At 52.7% G+C, this 20,940-nt stretch carries 17 protein-coding genes; 6 read left to right on the forward strand and 11 right to left on the reverse strand.

The window, feature by feature from the left end:
* The first annotated feature begins 6 nt into the window (after positions 1-6).
* Positions 7-3,393, forward strand: coding sequence for a SusC/RagA family TonB-linked outer membrane protein (locus tag BOC67_RS12500; protein WP_291910663.1), 3,387 nt, complete (start codon positions 7-9; stop codon positions 3,391-3,393).
* A 111-nt stretch (positions 3,394-3,504) separates the two neighbouring features.
* Here the strand turns inward: BOC67_RS12500 and BOC67_RS12505 are convergent, their stop codons facing one another.
* From BOC67_RS12505 to BOC67_RS12520, 4 genes are all read right to left on the reverse strand, one after another.
* Complete coding sequence (locus BOC67_RS12505) at positions 3,505-4,431, reverse strand: aspartate carbamoyltransferase catalytic subunit (RefSeq protein WP_291910664.1); 927 nt, start codon at positions 4,429-4,431, stop codon at positions 3,505-3,507.
* A 48-nt stretch (positions 4,432-4,479) separates the two neighbouring features.
* Complete coding sequence (gene pyrR, locus BOC67_RS12510; protein WP_291910665.1) at positions 4,480-5,010, reverse strand: bifunctional pyr operon transcriptional regulator/uracil phosphoribosyltransferase PyrR; 531 nt, start codon at positions 5,008-5,010, stop codon at positions 4,480-4,482.
* Between the two features lie 195 nt (positions 5,011-5,205).
* Positions 5,206-5,865 carry an NAD(P)-binding domain-containing protein gene (locus BOC67_RS12515; protein ID WP_291910666.1) on the reverse strand — a complete coding sequence of 220 codons (660 nt, stop codon included), beginning with the start codon at positions 5,863-5,865 and terminating at the stop codon, positions 5,206-5,208.
* Positions 5,866-5,926: 61 nt separating this feature from the next.
* Positions 5,927-6,679: a menaquinone biosynthetic enzyme MqnA/MqnD family protein gene (locus tag BOC67_RS12520; protein ID WP_291910667.1), complete on the reverse strand. Its 753-nt coding sequence runs from the start codon at positions 6,677-6,679 to the stop codon at positions 5,927-5,929.
* Between the two features lie 36 nt (positions 6,680-6,715).
* Between BOC67_RS12520 and purB the strand changes: the two genes are divergently transcribed.
* Entirely contained in the window at positions 6,716-8,056 is a 1,341-nt protein-coding gene (gene purB, locus BOC67_RS12525; RefSeq protein WP_291910668.1) for an adenylosuccinate lyase, read from the forward strand.
* Between the two features lie 350 nt (positions 8,057-8,406).
* On the opposite strand, the gene BOC67_RS12530 is transcribed toward purB, so the two are convergent.
* Entirely contained in the window at positions 8,407-8,760 is a 354-nt protein-coding gene (locus BOC67_RS12530; RefSeq protein ID WP_291910669.1) for a YraN family protein, read from the reverse strand.
* A gap of 46 nt (positions 8,761-8,806) precedes the next feature.
* Between BOC67_RS12530 and manA the strand changes: the two genes are divergently transcribed.
* Positions 8,807-10,012 carry a mannose-6-phosphate isomerase, class I gene (gene manA, locus BOC67_RS12535; protein ID WP_291910670.1) on the forward strand — a complete coding sequence of 402 codons (1,206 nt, stop codon included), beginning with the start codon at positions 8,807-8,809 and terminating at the stop codon, positions 10,010-10,012.
* A gap of 57 nt (positions 10,013-10,069) precedes the next feature.
* Here manA and BOC67_RS12540 read toward each other — a convergent pair whose 3' ends face one another.
* The 5 genes from BOC67_RS12540 to lepA form a co-directional block, all read right to left on the reverse strand.
* Complete coding sequence (locus BOC67_RS12540; RefSeq protein WP_291910671.1) at positions 10,070-11,020, reverse strand: NADP-dependent oxidoreductase; 951 nt, start codon at positions 11,018-11,020, stop codon at positions 10,070-10,072.
* A 42-nt stretch (positions 11,021-11,062) separates the two neighbouring features.
* Positions 11,063-13,483 carry an AsmA-like C-terminal region-containing protein gene (locus BOC67_RS12545; protein ID WP_291910672.1) on the reverse strand — a complete coding sequence of 807 codons (2,421 nt, stop codon included), beginning with the start codon at positions 13,481-13,483 and terminating at the stop codon, positions 11,063-11,065.
* Between the two features lie 161 nt (positions 13,484-13,644).
* Positions 13,645-13,857, reverse strand: a complete 213-nt coding sequence (locus BOC67_RS12550; RefSeq protein ID WP_291910673.1) for a heavy metal transport/detoxification protein — start codon at positions 13,855-13,857, stop codon at positions 13,645-13,647.
* A gap of 29 nt (positions 13,858-13,886) precedes the next feature.
* Positions 13,887-16,109: a cation-translocating P-type ATPase gene (locus BOC67_RS12555; RefSeq protein ID WP_291910674.1), complete on the reverse strand. Its 2,223-nt coding sequence runs from the start codon at positions 16,107-16,109 to the stop codon at positions 13,887-13,889.
* 287 nt (positions 16,110-16,396) lie between these two features.
* A complete protein-coding gene (lepA, locus tag BOC67_RS12560) occupies positions 16,397-18,196 on the reverse strand; it encodes a translation elongation factor 4 (RefSeq protein ID WP_291910675.1) in 1,800 nt (599 codons plus the stop codon).
* A gap of 152 nt (positions 18,197-18,348) precedes the next feature.
* Between lepA and BOC67_RS12565 the strand changes: the two genes are divergently transcribed.
* Genes BOC67_RS12565 through BOC67_RS12575 form a run of 3 tightly spaced genes read left to right on the forward strand, consistent with a single transcriptional unit; the run spans position 18,349 to position 20,542 of the window.
* Positions 18,349-18,606, forward strand: a complete 258-nt coding sequence (locus BOC67_RS12565; protein ID WP_291910676.1) for an acyl-CoA-binding protein — start codon at positions 18,349-18,351, stop codon at positions 18,604-18,606.
* Positions 18,607-18,642: 36 nt separating this feature from the next.
* The gene (gene rocD / locus BOC67_RS12570) at positions 18,643-19,866 is read left to right on the forward strand and encodes an ornithine--oxo-acid transaminase (protein ID WP_291910677.1); all 1,224 of its coding nucleotides are present in this window, start codon (positions 18,643-18,645) and stop codon (positions 19,864-19,866) included.
* A gap of 34 nt (positions 19,867-19,900) precedes the next feature.
* Positions 19,901-20,542, forward strand: a complete 642-nt coding sequence (locus BOC67_RS12575; protein WP_291910678.1) for a VIT1/CCC1 transporter family protein — start codon at positions 19,901-19,903, stop codon at positions 20,540-20,542.
* Here BOC67_RS12575 and BOC67_RS12580 read toward each other — a convergent pair whose 3' ends face one another.
* Positions 20,543-20,932: a hypothetical protein gene (locus BOC67_RS12580; protein ID WP_291910679.1), complete on the reverse strand. Its 390-nt coding sequence runs from the start codon at positions 20,930-20,932 to the stop codon at positions 20,543-20,545.
* Positions 20,933-20,940 lie beyond the last annotated feature (8 nt).

Here is a 20,940-nt window from a genome sequence, read left to right on the forward strand (position 1 = left end):
CTGCTTATGCAGCAAACTTTTTCTCAGGCGCTACGCTCAGTTACCAGGTTAAGCCTGTCGTCTGCCCTCTTTTTCGTTGTTATCCTGGTATTTGCCGCTGTCAACACAGTGGCCCAAAATCCCGTTCCCAAAAACGTCACCCTCCAATACCGCAACGCCAGCCTCAAAGCGGTGTTACGCGATATAGAAAAGCAAACGAAATACACTTTTGCCATCTCCTCTGATGAACTGGAAAACAGAAGAGGCGTTACCGTTAAGGTCCATAACGCGCCCTTAAACACCGTACTGCCGCTGCTCTTCCCCGCCTCCCGCTACTCCTTCGAGATCCGGGACGGCCAGATCATCGTCATCCCTGCCGGCGCCGCTCCCAACGCGGCCCTCACGCCCGGCAACGCCGGACCGGCCTACAACGGCAAATGGACCGTCACGGGGATGATCACCGACGGCATGCAGCCGCTCAGCGGCGTGTCCATCCGGGAAACCGGCACCCAGAACGGGACGGCTTCTAAAGAAGACGGTACTTTCACCGTGGACCTGGCGTCCGGACAAGCCACCCTCCTCGTTTCCCTCATCGGGTTTCAGCCTAAGGAAATCACCGTGCGCGACAGGCACGCCATCAATATCATCCTCCAGCCAGACCTCAAGAAGCTCAACGAACTGGTTGTCCTCGGCTATGGGCTGCAAAAGCGCGCCAATATCACCGGGGCTATTTCCCAGGTGGAAGGCAACCGCCTCAAAAGCAGGCCCGTGCCCAATGTGATGGCAGCCCTGCAGGGCACTGCCACCGGCCTGGTGGTAACCCGCAGTAATGGCCAGCCCGGCAAGGAAGGCTTCAACGTACAGGTACGCGGGGTGACCGGCGGTAGCAGCAATGCCCCGGTGATCGTGGACGGCGTGCCGGGATCCTTGTCCGTCCTGAACCCGGATGATATCGAGTCCGTCAGCATCCTCAAAGATGCCGCTGCCGCCGCTATCTACGGCGCCAGGGGCGCCGGCGGCGTGGTGCTGGTGACCACCCGCACGGGCAAGCCGGGCAAACTCTCCGTCGACTTCAATACCCTCGGCGGCTTCGAACGGCCTATCCGCCTGCCCCAGCGCCTCTCCTCCGCTACCGACGCCTACCTGGAAAATATTGCCGCCGGCAACGCCGGACTGCCGGAACCCTGGCAGCCCGCAGAGCTGGAACTGCTCCAGCAGGGCAATAAATACATCATCGACCCGAACCACCCGGATGATTACAAGTACTACTACAACTACAACCAGTTAGCATTGCTAACAAAAGATAAAACGGCCGTTCAGAACTATAACCTCTCCGTAAAAGGCGGTTCTGAAACCAACCAGTTTACGGGTTCCGTCGGCTACTTCGGCCGCCAGGGCCTCTTCGCCGTCGGGCCGGATAAAACCAGCCGTATCAACGCCCGCTTCAGCCTCAACAACCGGTTTAACAAGCACTTCAGCCTGGAATCCCGGATGTCCGTCGCGCAGAGCAACACGCTCTCGCCCGCGCAGGTAGTGGAAGGCCCCTACGGCCTGCTGGCAGGCCTTTACAGGGGGCCGGGGAATGTGCCGGTATTTGTGCCGGAAACGAATCATTACGCCTATGGCGGCGCGCCGGTGTATGCCATCCTGCAGGACGGCGGCAAGCGGGAGGAAAGAAATAATTATATCGATGCGGTGTTTACCCTCCGGGCGGACAGCCTGGTGAAAGGCCTCACCCTTCGCCTGATCTATAGTCCGCAAAAGCAAACCTTCCGGGACGACCTCGGCCGGCAAACCGTGCCCCTCTGGAACCGGGTAGCCCCCGTGGCCAGCGTGCAGGAAAACAATATGCTGCAAAAAAACCGGATGGAAGCCAAAGGCGGCAACCTGCAACTCCTGGGCGATTACGAAGCACGGCTACACGAAAAACACATGCTTCACCTGCTGGGCGGCATCACCCAGGAAACGTACAACACCACGCAAAATACGCTGGCCTCCTACGGCATCAGCCCGGAAGAGATCAATGCCGCCCGCTTTAACGGCAGTCCGCAATACAGCCGGCAGCTGGCCATTACCGGCTCGCTGACCTCCATTTTCACCAAGCTGAATTACAATTTCGATAACCGCCTCCTGCTGGAAGCCAACGTCATTGGGGCGCGGCTGTACCAGGGCGCTAACTTCTACCCGTCCGTTACGCAGCTGAAAGTGTTTCCATCGTTTTCCGCCGGGTGGCGACTCAATAACGAAACCTGGTTCTACGAGGCCCTGCCCTTCTTCAACGAGTTTAAGCTGCGCTGGTCCTGGGGGCAGCTGGGCAACGTGAACAGCTGGAATACCATCAGTACGGACGAGCGTTACCAGACGTTTACCTTCGATCCGTCCACGGCCCTTCAGCCTTTTGTGTTCCATAATCCGCTGCCGCAGCCTACCGGCTGGGAAAATATTGCGGCGAGCAACTTCGGCTGGGACGCCGCGCTGTTCAAAGGCCAGCTCTCATTGTCTGCCGATTATTTTATCCGCTACAACCGCGATATGCAAATCCCCCGGCTCACTTCTTCCGCCACCGGCGCCTGGCCCCTAAGCTACCACGAAGGGGAAATGCGCTCCGAAGGCTGGGAAATCAACGCCGGCTGGAAGAGCAATACTGCAAAGGCTTTCAACTGGTACCTCCACGCCAATCTCCTGCACAATAAAAATAAAGTCCTGAAAAGCGAAGGCGTGTTCGCGCAGCCAGGCTGGAACCAGGGCGTACCCGGCTATGCCTATTCCTCCCTTTTCGGATACCAGGCGGAAGGCTACTTCCATACGGAAACGGAGGTACGCCAGCATGCCTGGCAAAGCGCGCAAACGGCGCCGGGAGATATTAAGTACAAGGACATCAATGGCGACCATATCATCGACAACCGGGACCTCGTGTACCTCGGCACTACGGACCCCCTGTATTCCTACGGCGTGGATGCAGGCATCAGCTGGAAAGGCATTGAGCTGTCCGTATTTTTCCAGGGCGTGGGCAACCGCCGCGTGATGCCCGATCCGCGGTACAACCTGCCATTTACCACCGGCTGGCAGGAACCCTGGAGCATCAACCAGGATTTCTGGCGGCCTGAAAATCCTGACGCCGCGTTTCCCCGGTTGTACAAGGGCCCTAACGGCAATACCTTGCCAAGCAGCCACTGGGTGATGAATGGCGCATATATACGGCTGAAAAACCTGCAGCTGGGCTACTCCCTGCCGCCGGCCGTGCTGAAACACTTATCCATAAAGCAATTGCGGATCTACTTCTCCGGGCAGGATCTCTGGGAAACGAACAACATGAAGATTAAGTACTACGACCCTGAACAAGCGGGAGGCTATAACGGTAACGTATATCCGTTCTTCAGATCCTACACGCTGGGCCTGAACGTTTCGTTCTAAACGTGGCGTTGGCATGGCCCGCGCGCTATTACAGCGGAGGACGTTTCCATAGCGCATAAAAAAGGTTGGCATCTCCCGACACCAACCTAAAATTTATTTTTTAAAAAAAACTTATGCTTGTTTGCCTGCCAGCAGGTACAACGCCGCCATGCGAATGGCTACGCCGTTTTCCACCTGGTCAAGGATAATGGAGTGGCCGGAATCCGCCACGTCGGAACTGAGTTCCACACCGCGATTGATAGGGCCGGGGTGCATGATCACGATCTCTTTCTGCAGGCTGTCCAGCAGCTGGCGATTGATGCCGTATGCGATGGAATATTCACGCAGGGAGGAGAACAGCGGCGTGTTCTGACGTTCCAGCTGAATGCGCAGCACGTTGGCGACATCGGCCCACTGCAGCGCCTCGCGGATATCGTAGGTAACGTTGACGCCCAGCGCAGTTTCCAGGTACTTTGGAATCAGTGTGGGAGGCCCTACCACGGTCACTTCCGCGCCGAGTTTCTTCAGGCAGTAGATATTGGAAAGCGCTACGCGGGAGTGCATGATATCCCCGCAGATGGCGATTTTGCGGCCTTCCACGCTACCGAGCTTCTCTTTGATGGAGAAGGAATCGAGCAGCGCCTGGGTGGGATGTTCGTTGATCCCGTCGCCCGCGTTGAGGATGGGAACCTGGATGTGTTTGGCCAGGAAATGCGGCGCTCCGCTGGCGCTATGGCGCATCACGACCATATCCACTTTCATGGACAGGATGTTGTTGACCGTATCGATCAGGGTTTCACCTTTTGATACAGAGGAACCGGAAGCGGAGAAATTGATGGTATCCGCGCCGAGTCTTTTTTCAGCAAGCTCAAATGAAATACGTGTGCGAGTAGAATTCTCGAAGAATAAATTGACAATCGTGGTATCGCGGAGCGTAGGAACTTTCTTAATGGGCCGTTGTAAAACCTCTTTAAACTCCCTGGCGGTTTGAAAAATAAGTTCTATATCCTGACGCTGCAGATCGCGAATTCCGAGTAAGTGTTTTACAGAAAGTGACATTAATGTGCAAATATAAAGGATGAAACCTGAATTGTAAAATCCGAATTGCTAATCAACCAGAATAACTTCGTCTTTACCATCTCTCTCTTCCCACAGTACCTTAACTTTTTGCGAGATAAATGCATCAATGGTCCGGCCTGTATAATCGGGCTGGATCGGCAGCTGCCGGCTGAAACGGCGGTCGATCAGGGTGAGCAGCTCTACTGACGCCGGGCGTCCGAAATCCAGCATGGCATCCAGGGCCGAGCGGATGGTGCGGCCGGTGTACAACACGTCGTCAATCAGGATCACTTTTTTGTTCTCTATAGAAAAATCGATGCTGGTTTCATTCGGAACATGTAAACCTTTTCCTTTGTTGAAATCGTCGCGGTAAAAGGTAATGTCCAGCTTACCGTACTGTATTTTGGCCTCAGGAAGCAGTTTGCGGAGGGTGTTATAAATCCTGTCAGAAAGAAATACGCCGCGCGGCTGCAATCCAATCAGCACGGTCTGCTCAAATTGCAGGTGATTTTCGATCAACTGGTGACAAAGCCGGTCTATCGTAATAGACAATTGTTTCCCGTTTAGTATGGTTTTCAAAACACTATGTTTTAGGGGCCAAAAATAACAATTAATGAGGCTTATAAAAAGTGAAATCAGGGATAATTGGGGGGAGAGATAAAATTTTTCAGCGGTGCAGGCCCCGTCAGGGCCCTAATGGCGCGGGGAGGCTGCCATGAAGGACGGCGCCGCCTCAGGCAAGGCTGCGCGTTACAGTTCGGGGCAGCCGCTCCGCTATTTCTTCAATAGTTTAAACGCATGGCCACGGCTGTTGTTGAGGAAGCCATACGCCGTCCAGATGACGGAAAGCGGCTCGATGTTGCGGGACATTTCGATGCGGCCTACATCGGCTACATCATCCCAGCCCATTTGCTTCAGGAGGTCCGTCACGAGCTGTTTGGCTTGTGCGCTGTTGCCGGCAATGAACATGGTGGGAGTGCCTTCTTCGAACTTTGGTTGGAGCATGTGTTCGTGCCCGATGCAGCTGAGGGCTTTGACCACGCAGGCATCGGGAGGCAGCCAGGCCTGGATTTGCTCGCCGGCGGAGTGTTTGTGCCCGATCATGAGCGTCAGGCGGCCGAATTCATCGGGGCCTTTGCCATCCACCGGGTTGGTGACATCCACTACGATCTTGCCTTTAAAATTCCAGATACCTGCTGCTTCGATTGCTTTTTGCGTGCCCGTCCAGCTGGTGCAGATCAGGATCATTTCGCCGAATTCGGCGGCATGGCGGAAAGTGCCGATGGCCGCACGGTCGCCCTGTTGTTTGGCCCATTGCTGCAAGGCTTCCCGCGCCGGATTGCGTGTGCCGACGGTAACGTGGTGCCCAGTGTGAATGAGGCCTTTACCGAGGGAGAGTCCTACCGGACCGCTACCCAGTATGCCGATCTTCATAGCCCGTAATGATGTTGGGTGAACTATGAAGTTAAGCAAATCCTGCTAAACCAAAAATTCGTTAGCCCTGCTGTTCTGCCAGGAGGAAGCCGAGGAATTTCTGCATGCCCTGGCGCTTGGCCGGCGTGAGCGGGTAGCTGATGTTTTGCACGTAATAAGTGGTGAGGTCGTACACGTCGTACGGGTTTTCCGCCACTACTGCGGGGATGTTCTGCATACCGATGCCGGTGGCGTTGTTGAACTCCGCTACAAAATCGGCCGGCAGCTGTTTGTTGGCAATCCATGCCGCAAACACGAAAGGCAGGCTGGTAAAGCGCATCCAATGTTCCGCCAGGTCGTAGATGAACGGGGATATCTTACGTTGTTTCAGGGCCCTGTCCCCGATGACGAGGCCGGCGTCCGTACCTTTGATGTTGGCTTCATAGTCGCCCGTGGTAGATACAAACTCCACGTCCAGCTTCCAGTATTCGCGTACCAGCACCTTGAGGAGGGCCACTGAGGTACGGCTCTGGTAATCCAGGTATATTCTTTTTATGTCATGTAAGGGTACCTCGCTGTATAAGCATACGGAGGCAACCGGCCCTTCTGCGCCGATGCAATAGTCGGCGATAATATGGTATTCTTTTAATTTAGGTATAATGGCCACTGGCACCAGCGCTACGTCCACCTCTCCATCAATCAGCTGCTGGGCGATCTTAGCCGGGTAATCCATCGACAATTCCATCCTCTCCATCACCGGATGATTCCTGAATCCATACAATAAAGGCTTAGTATTCAAATAACTTACTGCCGCTACTTTTACTTTCCGTTCCAATTTCTGTAATTTTGAAGCTGCAAAAGTAACTAAATTATGCAATTACAACCATTAACTGCCATTTCTCCGCTGGACGGGCGCTATCGCAAGCAACTGGACGAGCTGGCCAATTATTTCTCTGAATTTGCGTTGATCCGTTACCGTGTGATGGTAGAGGTGGAATATTTTATTGCGCTCGCAGAGCAGAAATTATTTACACTGCCAAAGGCCAAAGTGCCTGCACTCCGTAAGATCTACCAGGAATTCACGATTGAGCATGCCCAGCTTATCAAGGACACGGAGAAGATCACCAACCATGATGTGAAAGCAGTTGAGTACTTCCTGAAAAATGAGCTGAAAAACCTGGGCCTGGAAGACAAACTGGAATGGGTACACTTCGGTCTTACCTCCCAGGATGTGAACAATACCGCTACGCCCCTGTTCTGGAAAGATGCCATCGAGCATGTGTACATGCCGGCGCTGGCCAACCTCGTACTCGAGATCTCCAAAATGGCGAAAGACTGGATGAAAGTGCCGATGCTGGCCCGCACCCACGGTCAGCCTGCCTCTCCTACCATCCTCGGGAAAGAGATCCTCGTATTCGTGGAACGCCTGGAAGGCCAGATGAAACTGCTGGGAGATATTCCTTTTGCAGCGAAATTCGGCGGCGCTACCGGTAACTTCAACGCCCATTACGTAGCATTCCCTAAAATCAACTGGGAAAAATTCGGGGAGAAGTTTGTGAACAACACCCTCGGCCTGCAAAGGATGAAATACACCACGCAGATTGAGCATTACGATAACATCGCCGCCCAGTTTGATACCCTCAAACGCATTAATACCATCCTGATAGATTTCTGCCGCGATATCTGGACCTACATCTCCATGGATTATTTCAAGCAGAAAATTAAAAAAGACGAAGTGGGTTCCTCCGCTATGCCGCATAAAGTAAACCCGATCGATTTTGAAAATGCGGAAGGTAACCTGGGTATTGCCAACGCCGTGTTCGAGCATCTCAGTGCGAAACTGCCTATCTCGCGCCTGCAGCGCGATTTAACGGATTCCACTGTACTCCGGAACCTCGGTGTTCCGTTCGGTCATACCATCCTCGCTACCAAATCCATTGAGAAAGGATTGTCCAAACTGATCCTCAATGAAGCCAAACTCAATGAAGACCTGGAAAACAACTGGGCGGTAGTGGCAGAGGCCATCCAAACAGTACTGCGCCGGGAAAATTACCCGCAGCCGTATGAGGCGCTGAAAGCGCTTACCCGCGGTGGTGGCGCGATTAACAAGCAAAGCATGCATAAGTTTATTGATGGCCTGAAGGTGAGCGCTGCGCTGAAGAAGGAGCTGAAGGCTATCACGCCGCATAATTATACGGGTATCTGGAAATAATTTTTTCCGGGTTTCGCTGGCGAAGAGATAAAGCGGATGCCGGCGGCGGGCAGGGAAAGGTTTCCTGCTTGCTGCCGGCATCTATGTGAATACGGGGTTCCTATGGTCAGGTGCTACCATTGGCCTACCTCAAAATAAAAAGGCCCGCTCGCAGCGGACCTTCAATGACTCACGAAAGCAATGCAGACAACGCGAAATAATTATTGCCTGTTGTTTTGTATTAATAAGGTGATAGGGTTAATTTTTATTATTACAACAAAGATATGATCCGCCATCGAATTAATTAAATATTATAGGCGTGTTTTTTGTTAAGTGTTAGTTAACGTGCAAACACTGTACAGGCAAGGCTTTCAGCAAACGTCCCGGAAGTGCGATAACGAATGCGTACCGTCCCTGTGGAGCACGATGGCAATGATGTCAAAACGTATCGCCGCGGGATGCAGGTCATATCTTTCCATATAGCTTTCCGCAGCGGCGTGTATGTGGCTTATCTTTTTGTGATCTACTGCCTCTTCCGGGAAACCGAATTTATCGCCGGTTCTTGTCTTCACCTCAATAAAAAACAGTTGCCCCTGCTGCTCGGCGATAATATCCAGTTCATACCTGCCGGACTTCCAGTTCACCGCGCGGATAGCGCAATAGCGCTGTACGTATGCCTGCGCCAGCTCTTCTCCCCGTTTACCGGTTTTGCCGCGTGTGTTCATAAATATCTATTATTTTTGCTCATCTTAACAAACCGAGTTACTCGATATGAAACTATTCAGACTGGACGGAAAAGTTCAACACTATGCCTGGGGCGGACATGATTATATTCCTGCACTGCTCGGAATTGCGGCAACAGATAAACCCAGCGCGGAATACTGGATGGGCGCACATGAAAGCGCGCCAAGCGCCATTGCTACCCCTGAAGGTACTGTGCCTTTAAACAGCCTGATAGCACAAAATCCGGCGGCCACCACCGGTGAGCAGATTTGGAATACATTCGGCCAGCTGCCTTACCTGTTCAAAATACTGGACGTGAAAGATATGCTCTCCATCCAGGTACACCCGACGAAAGCAGAAGCGGAAAAAGGCTTTGCCCGCGAAAACGCCGCCGGCATCCCGCTGAATGCGCCTGACAGAAATTATAAGGATGCCAACCATAAACCTGAAATCATGGTGGCCCTCAGCGAATTCTGGCTGCTGCATGGTTTCCTGCCGGATGCGCCCCTGAAAAAAGTATTGAAAGACACGCCTGAGTTTACCTCACTGGTAAGTATATACGAAGCGGAAGGTTATTTCGGTTTATATAAAACCGTGATGGAAATGCCACAGCAAATGGTGAACATCCTCCTGCGTCCGTTGGCGGAAAGAGCCATCCCGCTGTACAAGGCAGGCAAGCTGTCAAAATCCGATCCTGCCTTCTGGGCGGCGCGCGCCGTGCTGAACGACGCTGCCGGCCTGGATAAACTGGACCGCGGCATCTTCTCGATCTACTTCTTTAACATCATGCACGTGCAACCAGGGCAGGCCGTGTTCCAGGATGCCGGCATCCCGCACGCCTACCTCGAAGGCCAGAACGTAGAACTGATGGCTAATTCGGATAATGTGCTGCGGGGCGGACTCACTCCCAAACACATCGACGTGCCGGAACTCCTGAAGCATACCCGTTTTGAAGGCGTGCATCCGAAGGTGCTGACGGGCGAAGTAAGCGCGGATGGCCTGGAAAGGATTTATCCTACCCCGGCGCCGGATTTTGTGGTTAGCCACATCACCCTACAATCCGGGCAAACCTATCGCCATGCGGCCAATGCGCCGGAAATCCTGATCGTAATGAGCGGCAGCGCCACGATTAAAGGGGAAGAAACCATTGCCCTCAGCAAGGGACAATGCGTGTTTGTAGCATTTGGGGCCACTTACGAAATTACTACTGATAACAGTGCAGAGTTGTATAAGGCAACGGTACCTGTAAAATAAGTAACAGCGCTGGCGTTGCTGTGATGGCAGCGCCAGCGCAATATTTTAAGAGATCTTTTAGGAGATCATAATCACTGTTTTCCCCTTTCCTCTTCCATGGCGACTTTGAATAATCGCCTCCGGCACCTGTTCCAGGGTAATTTTTGTTTCCACCGGCACTACCAGCTCTCCGCTGTCGATGATCTGCGCCAGTTTATCCAGCGCTTCCGGTGAACTCTCCGTTTCAAAATTTCCGCCGTGCAGGCCTTTATCCTTTATTTCCTGCTCATCGGCAACAAATACCGTGGTATAGGCGCCGCCACCGGGTTTGAGCAGATCCAGGTTTTTACTGAAACCGGCGGCATGGCTCACCAGGTCAATGATGCCGTGTATGCCATCGGGATATAATTGCCGCACCTGTTCAAAAATCGGGGCATCCTCGTAGTTGATGGTCACCGCCGCCCCGAGGGATTTCATGCGCCGCGCCCCCGCCCCGTCGGACACGGTGGCAATTACCTTAATCCCTTGCAAGGCTGCCAGCTGCACGGCATAAGAGCCTACGCCGCCCGTTGCGCCATAGACCAGCAGCAGGTCGCCTTTATGGAGGTGCAGTTTATCCAGCAGCTGCTCAGCCGTCATCCCGGAGGTAGGCACTGCGGCCGCCTGCGCGGGGTCCGCCTTTTGCGGTGCAAACGTGATGCTGGCCTTTTCCGGCACCACCACGTATTCGGCAAAGCTGCCTTCCCCAATGGGAGAATGGATGAACTGACCATATACCTTGTCGCCCTTCTTAAACCTGGTAACGCCTTCCCCTACTTCCTCCACAATACCGCAACCATCCACGCCAATGATCATGGGAAACTGATGCTTCATCTGTCCGTCCAGGATGCCGTCAATCATCTTCCAGTCAAACGGGTTCAATCCCGCTGCCAGCATTTTCACTACCAGCGCGCCTTTACGCGCTGCCGGCTTAGGCAGGTCCATTACCTGGGGCTGAGCTTTAAATTTTTCTATAGCAACCGCTTTCATATGCTAGTAATAAGTTTCATTAAATATAACCATTTGTTGGCGCTAGTCATCATTTCCTTTCCCCATTTTAATTTTCACTTTACCGTCCGGCCCGGACACGGCGTGCAGGTTGAGGATAATGCCTTTGCGGCTGCGGCGGTACCGCTCCGCTTCGTCCGCAATAGCGGTGTCTTTATTGGGATTGCGCAGCGGTATCTGCATTTGAATATTGGTGCCGCCGCCGATGCCATACACCCCTTGCAGGTCGATGTTGACCGCGCTGGACGCAATGCGCATCTGCGGGATAATAACCTTGCCGTTCTCGACCCGGAAGGTGTTGTTGAGGTTATCGAAGGTAATGCTGTCCAGCCGGCGTTTCTTAAAAATGAAATTGCCGATATCCGCCAGCGGGCCAAAGTCCACCAGCGCGCCCTTGCGCATGGCCAGCTGTATGGTACCGTTGATCGAGCGTTTGGCCAGCGTGCCATTGTCCAGGATATTGCCTTTGATATTGGTGCGCACCGTGGCGGTGCCTTTGATATTTTTATGGGTGAGCCCATCCATACCGAAGTTATCGAAGGCGTAAAACAGCTGGGACATGTTTACATTCACAAATCCTGCGGCCACATCAAAGAAGTTGTTGTTCCCCTGCTGATGTACTTTTCCTTTCATGTTGAGCGTACCGCCGGCCAGTTGCAGCCCGATGTTGTTCAGCAGTATATCCGAGGCCGTTAGTGCCATCACCGCCTTTACATTTTGCGCCGTGAAATGTTTATAGGTGGTTTTATCCAACTGCACGTTCATGTTTACGTTGCTGGCGGCCAGCACTTCGTCCAGCTGGGCGCCTACCCTGCTCATTTTCGCTTTGCGGTTGGCCCGGGCTTTCTTTTTGCTTACCCTCGGGCTGAGGTAGGATTTAAATTCATTCAGGTCTACGAGCGGACTTTTGATATTCCAGTCCAGCACAATTTTTTCCGGCGCCGTGAAATAAAAGTTCAGCACATTTTTCATCTGCCCGTTCATAAACAGGCTGCTGTTGCCGGATTGCAGCCGGATGTTTTCCAGCAGCAAGTCCTGCCCGGTAAAACGCAGGGTGGCATTACAATTTTTAAAGTTCAGCGCGCGGGGCGTGTAACTGAAGGCGGCGTTGCTTACCTGTACTTCCCCCAGCAGCGATGAGGGGGTGGGATCATGCTTCATCAGCGGCCCGGTGTAATTCAGGTCCGCCACGGCGTTGCCGGCGGTAAATGTCAGCGGCAGCTCTTCGGACTCGTTGAGGTTCACCAGCGGGAAGGAAGAGCGGAAATGCCCGCGCAGCAATGGTTCCTTCAGGTTCACCACCCGTATGGTATCGGCTTTCACCGGCACGTTGCCGAAGGAAGCGCTGAGGTTAAAAATATTTACGGCGGAATTAGCGTCCGTATGGTCCGTGATGGGTAAGACCTGGTTATTAAAATCACCAGTAAAGCTACAATTGGTCCATTGCCCCAGGGAAGTATGCAGGACGTTATTGGTGGTTTTCCATCGTACCACCACCCGTGGCGTGTCCCGGAATTTCATATGTCCGTCCAGGTTAGCCACGGCATCCATCGGTTTTTCCAGGGAAATCATATTCAGCTTGCCGGAAATATTCGGGGGCAGCCAGGAAGCCGCCTCTTTCAGCAGCACCTGGTTGGCGGTAATTTTCAGGGAGAAGGATGGCGGCTTTTGCGCAAATATAAACTGACCGCCTATCAGCACCGGCTGATGATCGATCCGGATTTCCTGTTCCGGTATTTGCAGGACTTTCGACTGCTTGTTAAACGTAACCTGCAGCGGCATTTCCATCAGCTTATCCTTCAGGTAACTGCCTTTCTGCGTGTTAAATTCAAAATGCTTACTCAGCATATTCAGGTCCAGCGCTATCTTCAGGTCCTCCCCCTGGCGTTGCATCCTGCCGGAGAGGCGTTTGATATCCAGTTCAAAGCGTTTGAACTTTTGCTGGTTTTCTATGATGAAGGTGATGTTTTGCAGGAGGAGATGGCCTACGTCCGCATCTTTGGAGGATTTCCTGTGGGACGGGGATTTCCGTTGCAGTACGCTGGTATTGGTATAGCCGCTGGAATCGGTAAACAAACATATCTTGCCGTCTTCCACGATGATCTCCTTAACATCCACATGTTTGCGGAGGATAGACCACGTATTGAGGCGGATGTAGACTTCCTGTACATCCAGGAGGGGGCGTTTGTGAACGGGGTACAAACTGTCCTGCAATTGTACGTGTTTGAGGCCAAGAGAGATGTTAGGGAAATTCCTGATCAGGCTGGGTTCCATATCTTCCACCAGGATTTTGCCTTCTATTCTGTCGTTGATCTGGGCGGTCACCTGTTCCAGGAAGGCGGCCTTGTTGGCCCTGATATACAGCGCCAGCCCAAGGAACAGTAAAAATATCAATGCAATCAGGGACCCCAGGATAATTAATGTCAGCCGAAGCCATTTACGCATGCTAATGCTTTTTAGGATTAAAACGTTTTATAGGTCCGGGATGTTCGCTACGGACGGAATATTATAGACATGAATCCTGCCAAATCTTTCCGCGGGGGGTATAAAACAACGGAGCAGATGCCAAGGCATCTGCTCCGTTGTTATGTTATGTGGGGGTGATACTAGAGTTGTTCTGCGGTAAACCCGGCTTTCTTTACGATGGCTTCGATTTCCGCAGCGTCGGTATCTGTTGCTTTTACGGTGAGTACTTTTGCAGGATCTGTTGTATCTACTTCCCAGTGGGTGATGTGCGCTGTTTTATTCAGATGAGGCGTTACCGCTGCTACACATCCGCTGCAATTGATATTCGTCTTGAATTTGTACGTTGTTTCCATATTAGTGTTTATTTAAGGTTTATGTTGAATTAGAGTGTACTCCATTTGAGGCGAAGGCTGTTGCTCACTACTGATACAGAGCTGAGCGCCATGGCCGCTCCGGCGATCATCGGGTCCAGCTGGAATCCGTTGATGGGATACAGTACCCCGGCGGCCAGCGGAATGCCAATTACGTTATAGATAAAGGCCCAGAAGAGGTTTTGCCTGATCAGCTTCACCGTTTGGCGGGAAAGGCGGATGGCTTTTGGCAGTTGCAGGAGGTCGGAAGAGATTAAGGTCATCCTCGCCACATCCATGGCGATATCCGTACCTTTTCCCATGGCGATGCTCACATCTGCCTGCGCCAGGGCGTGACTGTCGTTGATCCCGTCTCCTACCATCGCTACGGTATGTCCTTTTTGCTGCAGCTCTTTCACGAAGGCTGCTTTTTCGGAGGGCAGCACGCCGGCTTTATAATGTTTGATACCGGTTTTACCGGCTACGATTTTCGCGGTCTGCGCATTGTCGCCCGTGAGCATATACACGGCCACGCCCATTTGCTGCAGTTGCGCTACCGCCGCTGCGGAGGTATCTTTCAGCTTATCCATGATGGCGATGACGGCGAGGGCTTCCTGCTGGTTTGCAAACCAGATCACCGTGGCGGCATCGTTCAGCCAGGCATTGGATTTGGCTTCGAGTACAGCCGGTACCGTTACCTTTTGTTCGTTGATATAAGTACGGCTGCCGATGTAGTATTGGCGGCCTTTATAAGCTGCCTGTACGCCTTTACCGGTCACGCTTTCAAAGTGATCGAGCTGCACCGGTTTTACCGCCTGCATGTATTTCACCACCGCGGAAGCCAGGGGGTGTTCGGACTGCTGTTCCATGGTAAAGAGTACGGAGGCCAGTGTAGCGGCGTCGGTATGGGCCCATTCAATGCCGGTAACCACCGGTTTACCTTCAGTGATGGTACCTGTTTTATCCAGTACGATGGCGTCCACTTTATGGGCCAGTTCCAGGCTTTCGGCATCCTTGATCAGGAGGCCGTTTTCAGCGCCTTTACCTACGCCTACCATGATAGCTGTTGGCGTGGCCAGGCCCAGTGCGCAGGGGCAGGCAATCACCAGTACGGTGACCATAGCGAGGAGGCCCTGGGTGAAGCCGTTATCGCCGCCGAAGATGATCCATACGATCATGGTCAGTATAGCGATGCCCGTTACTACCGGCACAAAGATGCCTGCGATCTTATCTACCAGCTGCTGCACGGGGGCCTTGCTGCCCTGGGCTTCCTGCACCAGTTTGATGATCTGGGCCAGCATGGTATCGCCGCCTACTTTGGTGGCTTTGAAGCGCAGTACGCCTTTCTGGTTGATGGTGCCGGCAAATACTTCAGATTCTGCTTCTTTCAGCACGGGCAGCGGTTCTCCGCTGATCATGCTCTCGTCGATATAGGAGCTGCCGCTGGTAACGATACCGTCTACCGGCACTTTTTCCCCGGGTTTAACGAGGATGAGGTCTCCCACTTGTACCTGCGCCAGCGGCACTTCCAGGGTTTCGTCATCACTACGTATAACCGTTACCGTTTTAGGCTGCAGGCCTATCAGTTTTTTGATGGCGGAGGAAGTGTTGGACTTGGCTTTTTCCTCCAGCAGGCGGCCCAGCAGGATGAAGGTGATGACTACGGCGGCGGCCTCAAAGTACACGTGGGCGTGCAGTCCGCGGCTGTGCCAGAAGTCCGGGTTCAGGGTGTTGAATACGCTGAAGATATAGGCGATGCTGGTGCTGAGCGCCACCAGTGTATCCATATTGGCGTTGCGGTGCCTGGCCTGGCGCCATGCGTTGAAAAAGAACTGCCGGCCAAAAACCAGCACCACTGGGGTAGAGAGGGCCCACATGATGTAGTTGGCGTAGGGTATATCCATGAAGAACATGCCGATGATCACCAGTGGCACGGAGCATATAATAGACCAGAGCGCTTTTTGTTTGAGCGTCCGGAACTGTTGCTGATGGAGGTCTTCCAGGGCTTCTGCCGCTTCGGGGCTCTCGTCGGTAATGAGGTCGTACCCGATGGACTGTACGGCGGATTTCAGTTGTTGCAGGGTTACCTGTGCGGGCTCAAATTCCACGGTTGCGCTGGAATTGGCGAAGTTCACGCCAGCATGGATAACGCCGGGCGTTGCGCTGAGCATTGATTCGGCGCTAACGGCGCAGGAGGCGCAACTGAGGCCGGTAATAGGAAATGTCTTCTTTATGATCTGATCCGTTGCTTGCATATGATTTGAATTAACAATACAAAGGTCGGTCAGATGCAGGGCGGAACTGTTACAGAACTTTTATAATGATTTATATAATTTTTCGGGAGGGGAATAGTGGATAGGGCTTTTAGGTTCCAGGTTCCAGGTACCAGGAGGCAAACAGTGGCAGGGCTTTTAGCCGGCAGGTACCAGGAAGCAAACAATGGCGGCCTGGTGGATAGGGCTTTTCGCCTCCGGATATCCGGGCGCAAAAAAGGGCGCCTCTTGCATGGGAAGCGCCCTGTGATATCTCATGACGGTATCCGCTACTCGTCCAGCTTCAGTACGGCAAGGAATGCTTCCTGCGGTACCTCTACGTTTCCGATCTGGCGCATACGTTTTTTACCTTCTTTCTGTTTCTCCAGGAGCTTACGTTTACGGGAGATGTCGCCGCCATAACATTTTGCGGTTACGTCCTTACGCATAGCGGAGATGTTTTCGCGGGCCACGATCTTGGCGCCGATGGCTGCCTGGATGGCGATGAGGAACTGCTGGCGTGGCAGCAGCTCTTTCAGTTTTTCGCAGAGCTTGCGGCCGAAGTCCTGCGCGCGGCTGCGGTGGATCAGGGCGCTGAGGGCGTCCACTTTATCCCCGTTGAGGAGGATATCCATTTTCACGATATCGCTTTCGCGGAAGCCGATTGGCGTATAGTCAAAAGAGGCGTACCCGCGGGTTTGGCTCTTCAGTTTATCATAGAAGTCGAACACGATCTCCGTCAGCGGCAGTTCAAACATCAGCTCTACGCGGGTGGTGGTCAGGTAGCTCTGGTTGAGCAGGAGGCCGCGTTTGCCGAGGCAGAGGGTCATGATGTTACCGATATAGTCCGGCTTGGTGATGATCTGCGCGCGGATCCACGGCTCTTCAATGCGGGACATCTTGGTAGGGTCAGGCATTTCGGCCGGGTTGTTCACCACGATTTGTTTGTTCGTATCCTTGGTGTCGTAGGCGATGAAACCTACGTTTGGCACGGTGGTGATCACGGTTTGGTTAAACTCGCGTTCCAGGCGTTCCTGGATGATCTCCATGTGGAGCATACCGAGGAATCCGCAGCGGAAACCAAAGCCGAGGGCCTGGGATGTTTCCAGTTCGTAGGTCAGGGAGGCATCGTTCAGCTGCAGCTTGTCCATACAGTCACGCAGCTCTTCAAAGTCCTCCGTTACCACGGGGAAGATGCCGGCAAATACCATCGGTTTTACCTCCTGGAAGCCTTTGATGCCTTCCAGGCAAGGGTTGGAAGCCTTGGTGATGGTATCCCCCACTTTTACTTCCTTGGCGTTTTTGATACCGGTGATGATATAACCTACGTCCCCGGTATGTACCTCGTTTTTGGGTTCGAGGCCCAGTTTGAGGATACCTACTTCATCGGCTTCATACTCTTCGCCGGTGTTTACGAATTTAATTTTATCGCCTTTCCTGATGGTACCGTTGTACACGCGGAAGTACGCGATGATACCGCGGAAAGAGTTGAATACGGAGTCGAATATCAGGGCCTGCAGCGGCGCTTCAGGGTCGCCTTTAGGGGCGGGAATGCGTGTTACGATCGCTTCGAGGATTTCCTCGATACCGATACCGCTTTTTCCGGAGGCCAGGAGGATGTCTTCGTCCTTCACACCGATCAGTTCGATGATCTGGTCTTTCACTTCCTCGATCATAGCGCCTGCCATATCAATTTTGTTGATCACAGGGATGATTTCGAGGTCGTTATCCAGGGCCAGGTAGAGGTTGGAAATGGTTTGGGCCTGTATGCCCTGGGCAGCGTCTACCAGCAGCAGGGCGCCTTCGCAGGCAGCCAGCGCGCGGGATACTTCGTAGGAGAAGTCAACGTGGCCGGGGGTGTCAATCAGGTTAAAAGTATATTTTTCACCGTTTTTGGCGGTATAGTTCATTTGGATGGCGTGGCTCTTAATGGTGATCCCTTTTTCACGTTCCAGGTCCATGTCATCCAACACCTGCGCCTGCATGTCACGGTCAGAAATCGTTTTGGTGTACTCCAATAAGCGGTCAGCCAGGGTACTTTTACCGTGGTCAATATGGGCAATGATACAAAAATTGCGAATATTCTTCATATGATGTTTTACTGGTCCAATGTCCGATCCGATTCAGTACCGGCCATTTCAGCCCGCAAAGGTATTAAAATTAGTTGGTTTATTTGGTGAATGTTTAATTTATTAGCACCTTAGTAAAACAACACCTATTTCCTCATCAAAAAAACAGGATTATGGAACTCGCACAACAATTTGAAACTGCTGTAGCAGAGAGCAAAACATTAGCTGAAAAACCCTCCAACGAAATCCTATTGCAGTTGTATTCCCTTTATAAGCAGGCAACTGAGGGGGATGTTAGCGGCGAAGGGCCATCCAATCCGTTTGATTTTGTGGCCAAGGCCAAACACAATGCCTGGGCGGAGCTGAAAGGCAAGTCCAAAGAGGATGCCATGAAGGAATATGTAGCGCTGGTACAGCGATTAAAAGGATAATTACACTAATTTTGCATCATGATACCCACTAATACAATGACCGAAAGAACCCAACATTTTCTGGAGCTGGAAGAACAGTATGGCGCACATAACTATCACCCGCTGCCAGTGGTTTTAGATCGCGGCAAAGGGGTTTTCCTGTGGGATGTTGATGGCAAACAATATTATGATTTTCTCTCCGGTTACAGTGCGGTCAACCAGGGGCATTGCCACCCGGCAATTATCGCCACCCTGGTAGAGCAGGCGCAGAAGCTGACCCTGACTTCCAGGGCTTTCCATAGCGACCTGCTGGGGGAATATGCACAATACATTACCAGCTATTTCGGATACGATAAGGTCCTGCCGATGAACACCGGCGTGGAAGCCGTGGAAACGGCGCTAAAACTTTGCCGCCGCTGGGGTTACCAGGTAAAGGGCATCCCGGCCAACCAGGCAAAAATTATCGTATGCGGTCATAACTTTCACGGACGTACGCTGAATGTGATTTCCTTCAGTACCGATCCGGATGCGCGCAATAATTTCGGCCCCTACATGCCGGGATATGAAGTTATCCCGTTCAACAACCTGCCGGCGCTGGAACAGGCCCTGCAGGATAAAAATGTGGCCGGCTTCCTCGTAGAACCCATACAGGGCGAGGCCGGCGTGGTAGTGCCGGACGAGGGCTACCTCTCCAAAGCTTTCCAGTATTGCAAAGACGCCAATGTGCTCTTCATCGCCGATGAAATCCAGACCGGCCTGGCACGTACCGGTAAAATGCTGGCCTGCGATCATGAAAATGTACGCCCTGACCTATTGATCCTCGGGAAAGCCTTATCCGGCGGCACATTGCCGGTGAGCGCCGTTTTGGCGGACGATGAGATCATGCTTACCATCAAACCGGGGGAACATGGTTCTACCTACGGCGGCAACCCGCTGGCCTGTAAGGTGGCGATGACCGCCCTGGAAGTGCTCAAAACGGAACGCATGGCGGAAAATGCAGCCGCTATGGGGCAGTTATTGCGGCAGGGTTTACTGGATCTGGCGTCCCCATATATCACGACGGTGCGTGGCAAAGGCTTACTCAACGCGATCGTGGTGAAACACGATGACCCCGATGCCGCGTGGGACTTATGTCTCTCCCTAAAAGAAAACGGATTACTGGCTAAGCCAACCCATGGCGATAAGATCCGCTTTGCGCCTCCCCTGCTGATTACGGCAGACCAGGTGAAGGATTGTGTAGGGATTATCCAACGCAGCCTGGAAGCGACTTTCCATCGCTAATAACCTAATTTACATACGCTGAAAATTTTAATACATGGCGGCCAGCCACAAAGCCATCCGCAGCTCCGGATGGAAAACAGATTTACTGATAGGGTTCCCGGACGGTTTATTCCTCCTCTTCTTTTCCACCCAGGTGATCCAGGGATTCCCCATTGAGGTACAAACCTTTTATAACATCCAGCTGACGATCTGGCTCATCGGGGCCGTACTGGTGATGTTCAGCGCATACCGGGCCAACCGGGGCGATTTGCAGCACGACAATCCCCTGCTGACGCCTGAAGAAAAAAGGAAGCTGGAAAAACTTGATATCAACGATGCCACCATCGCGCATATCGCCGGCGAAATGCAGAAGGACGCCGATTTGTGGGAACAAACACTCGCGACGGAAAATGTGAAGGAATCTACGTTTAGCCATGCCCGTGCCATCCGCAGCGCTGTTATGACCGCTGTATTTTTCCTGGCCGGCGGCGCCTTATCCGTATGTCCTTACCTTGCGAACGAAAACTTTCCGGCGGCCTCCAAAACCAGTATGATGCTGGTTTTCCTGGGGCTGACTGCATTCAGCTTTTTCAAAGCCCGTATTACAGCACAACGCCCATTACCGATAATCATACGTTATTGGTTAATGGGCGCCGGTGTATTATGCGGAGCATGGATACTCCTTAAGATATTCTAGCTATTTGTCCGTCCGCGTTAGCAGCACAGACACGAAAGCGATCAACGCTGCCGCGAAGGAAACATATAATGCGGGATGGGTTTGGGGGCAGATGCCGATTTCGCATCTTCCAAAGATCATCATATTCCGGAACGTCCACGCGAGCAAAAATCCGCATACAAACAGGTTTACCCTTAACACCCACTTCTTCCTGAGCGCAAACAGGATCAGGGCCGCTGCAGCCAGGAAAATATTCAATTTGCCAGGTTCTCCGTAGTTGGAACCTACTGTGTTCACACCGGTAAACACCATGTGTTTGAGGTGACTGTCATTGATTTCAGACCAAGGCAGGAATGCACAAATGATTACTGCCAGCGATGCAACAATACCAAATATCCTGGTTTTCGCCATATCTCTAT

It is taken from the genome of Chitinophaga sp. CB10 (genome assembly GCA_001870995.2).
Classification (GTDB): domain Bacteria; phylum Bacteroidota; class Bacteroidia; order Chitinophagales; family Chitinophagaceae; genus Chitinophaga.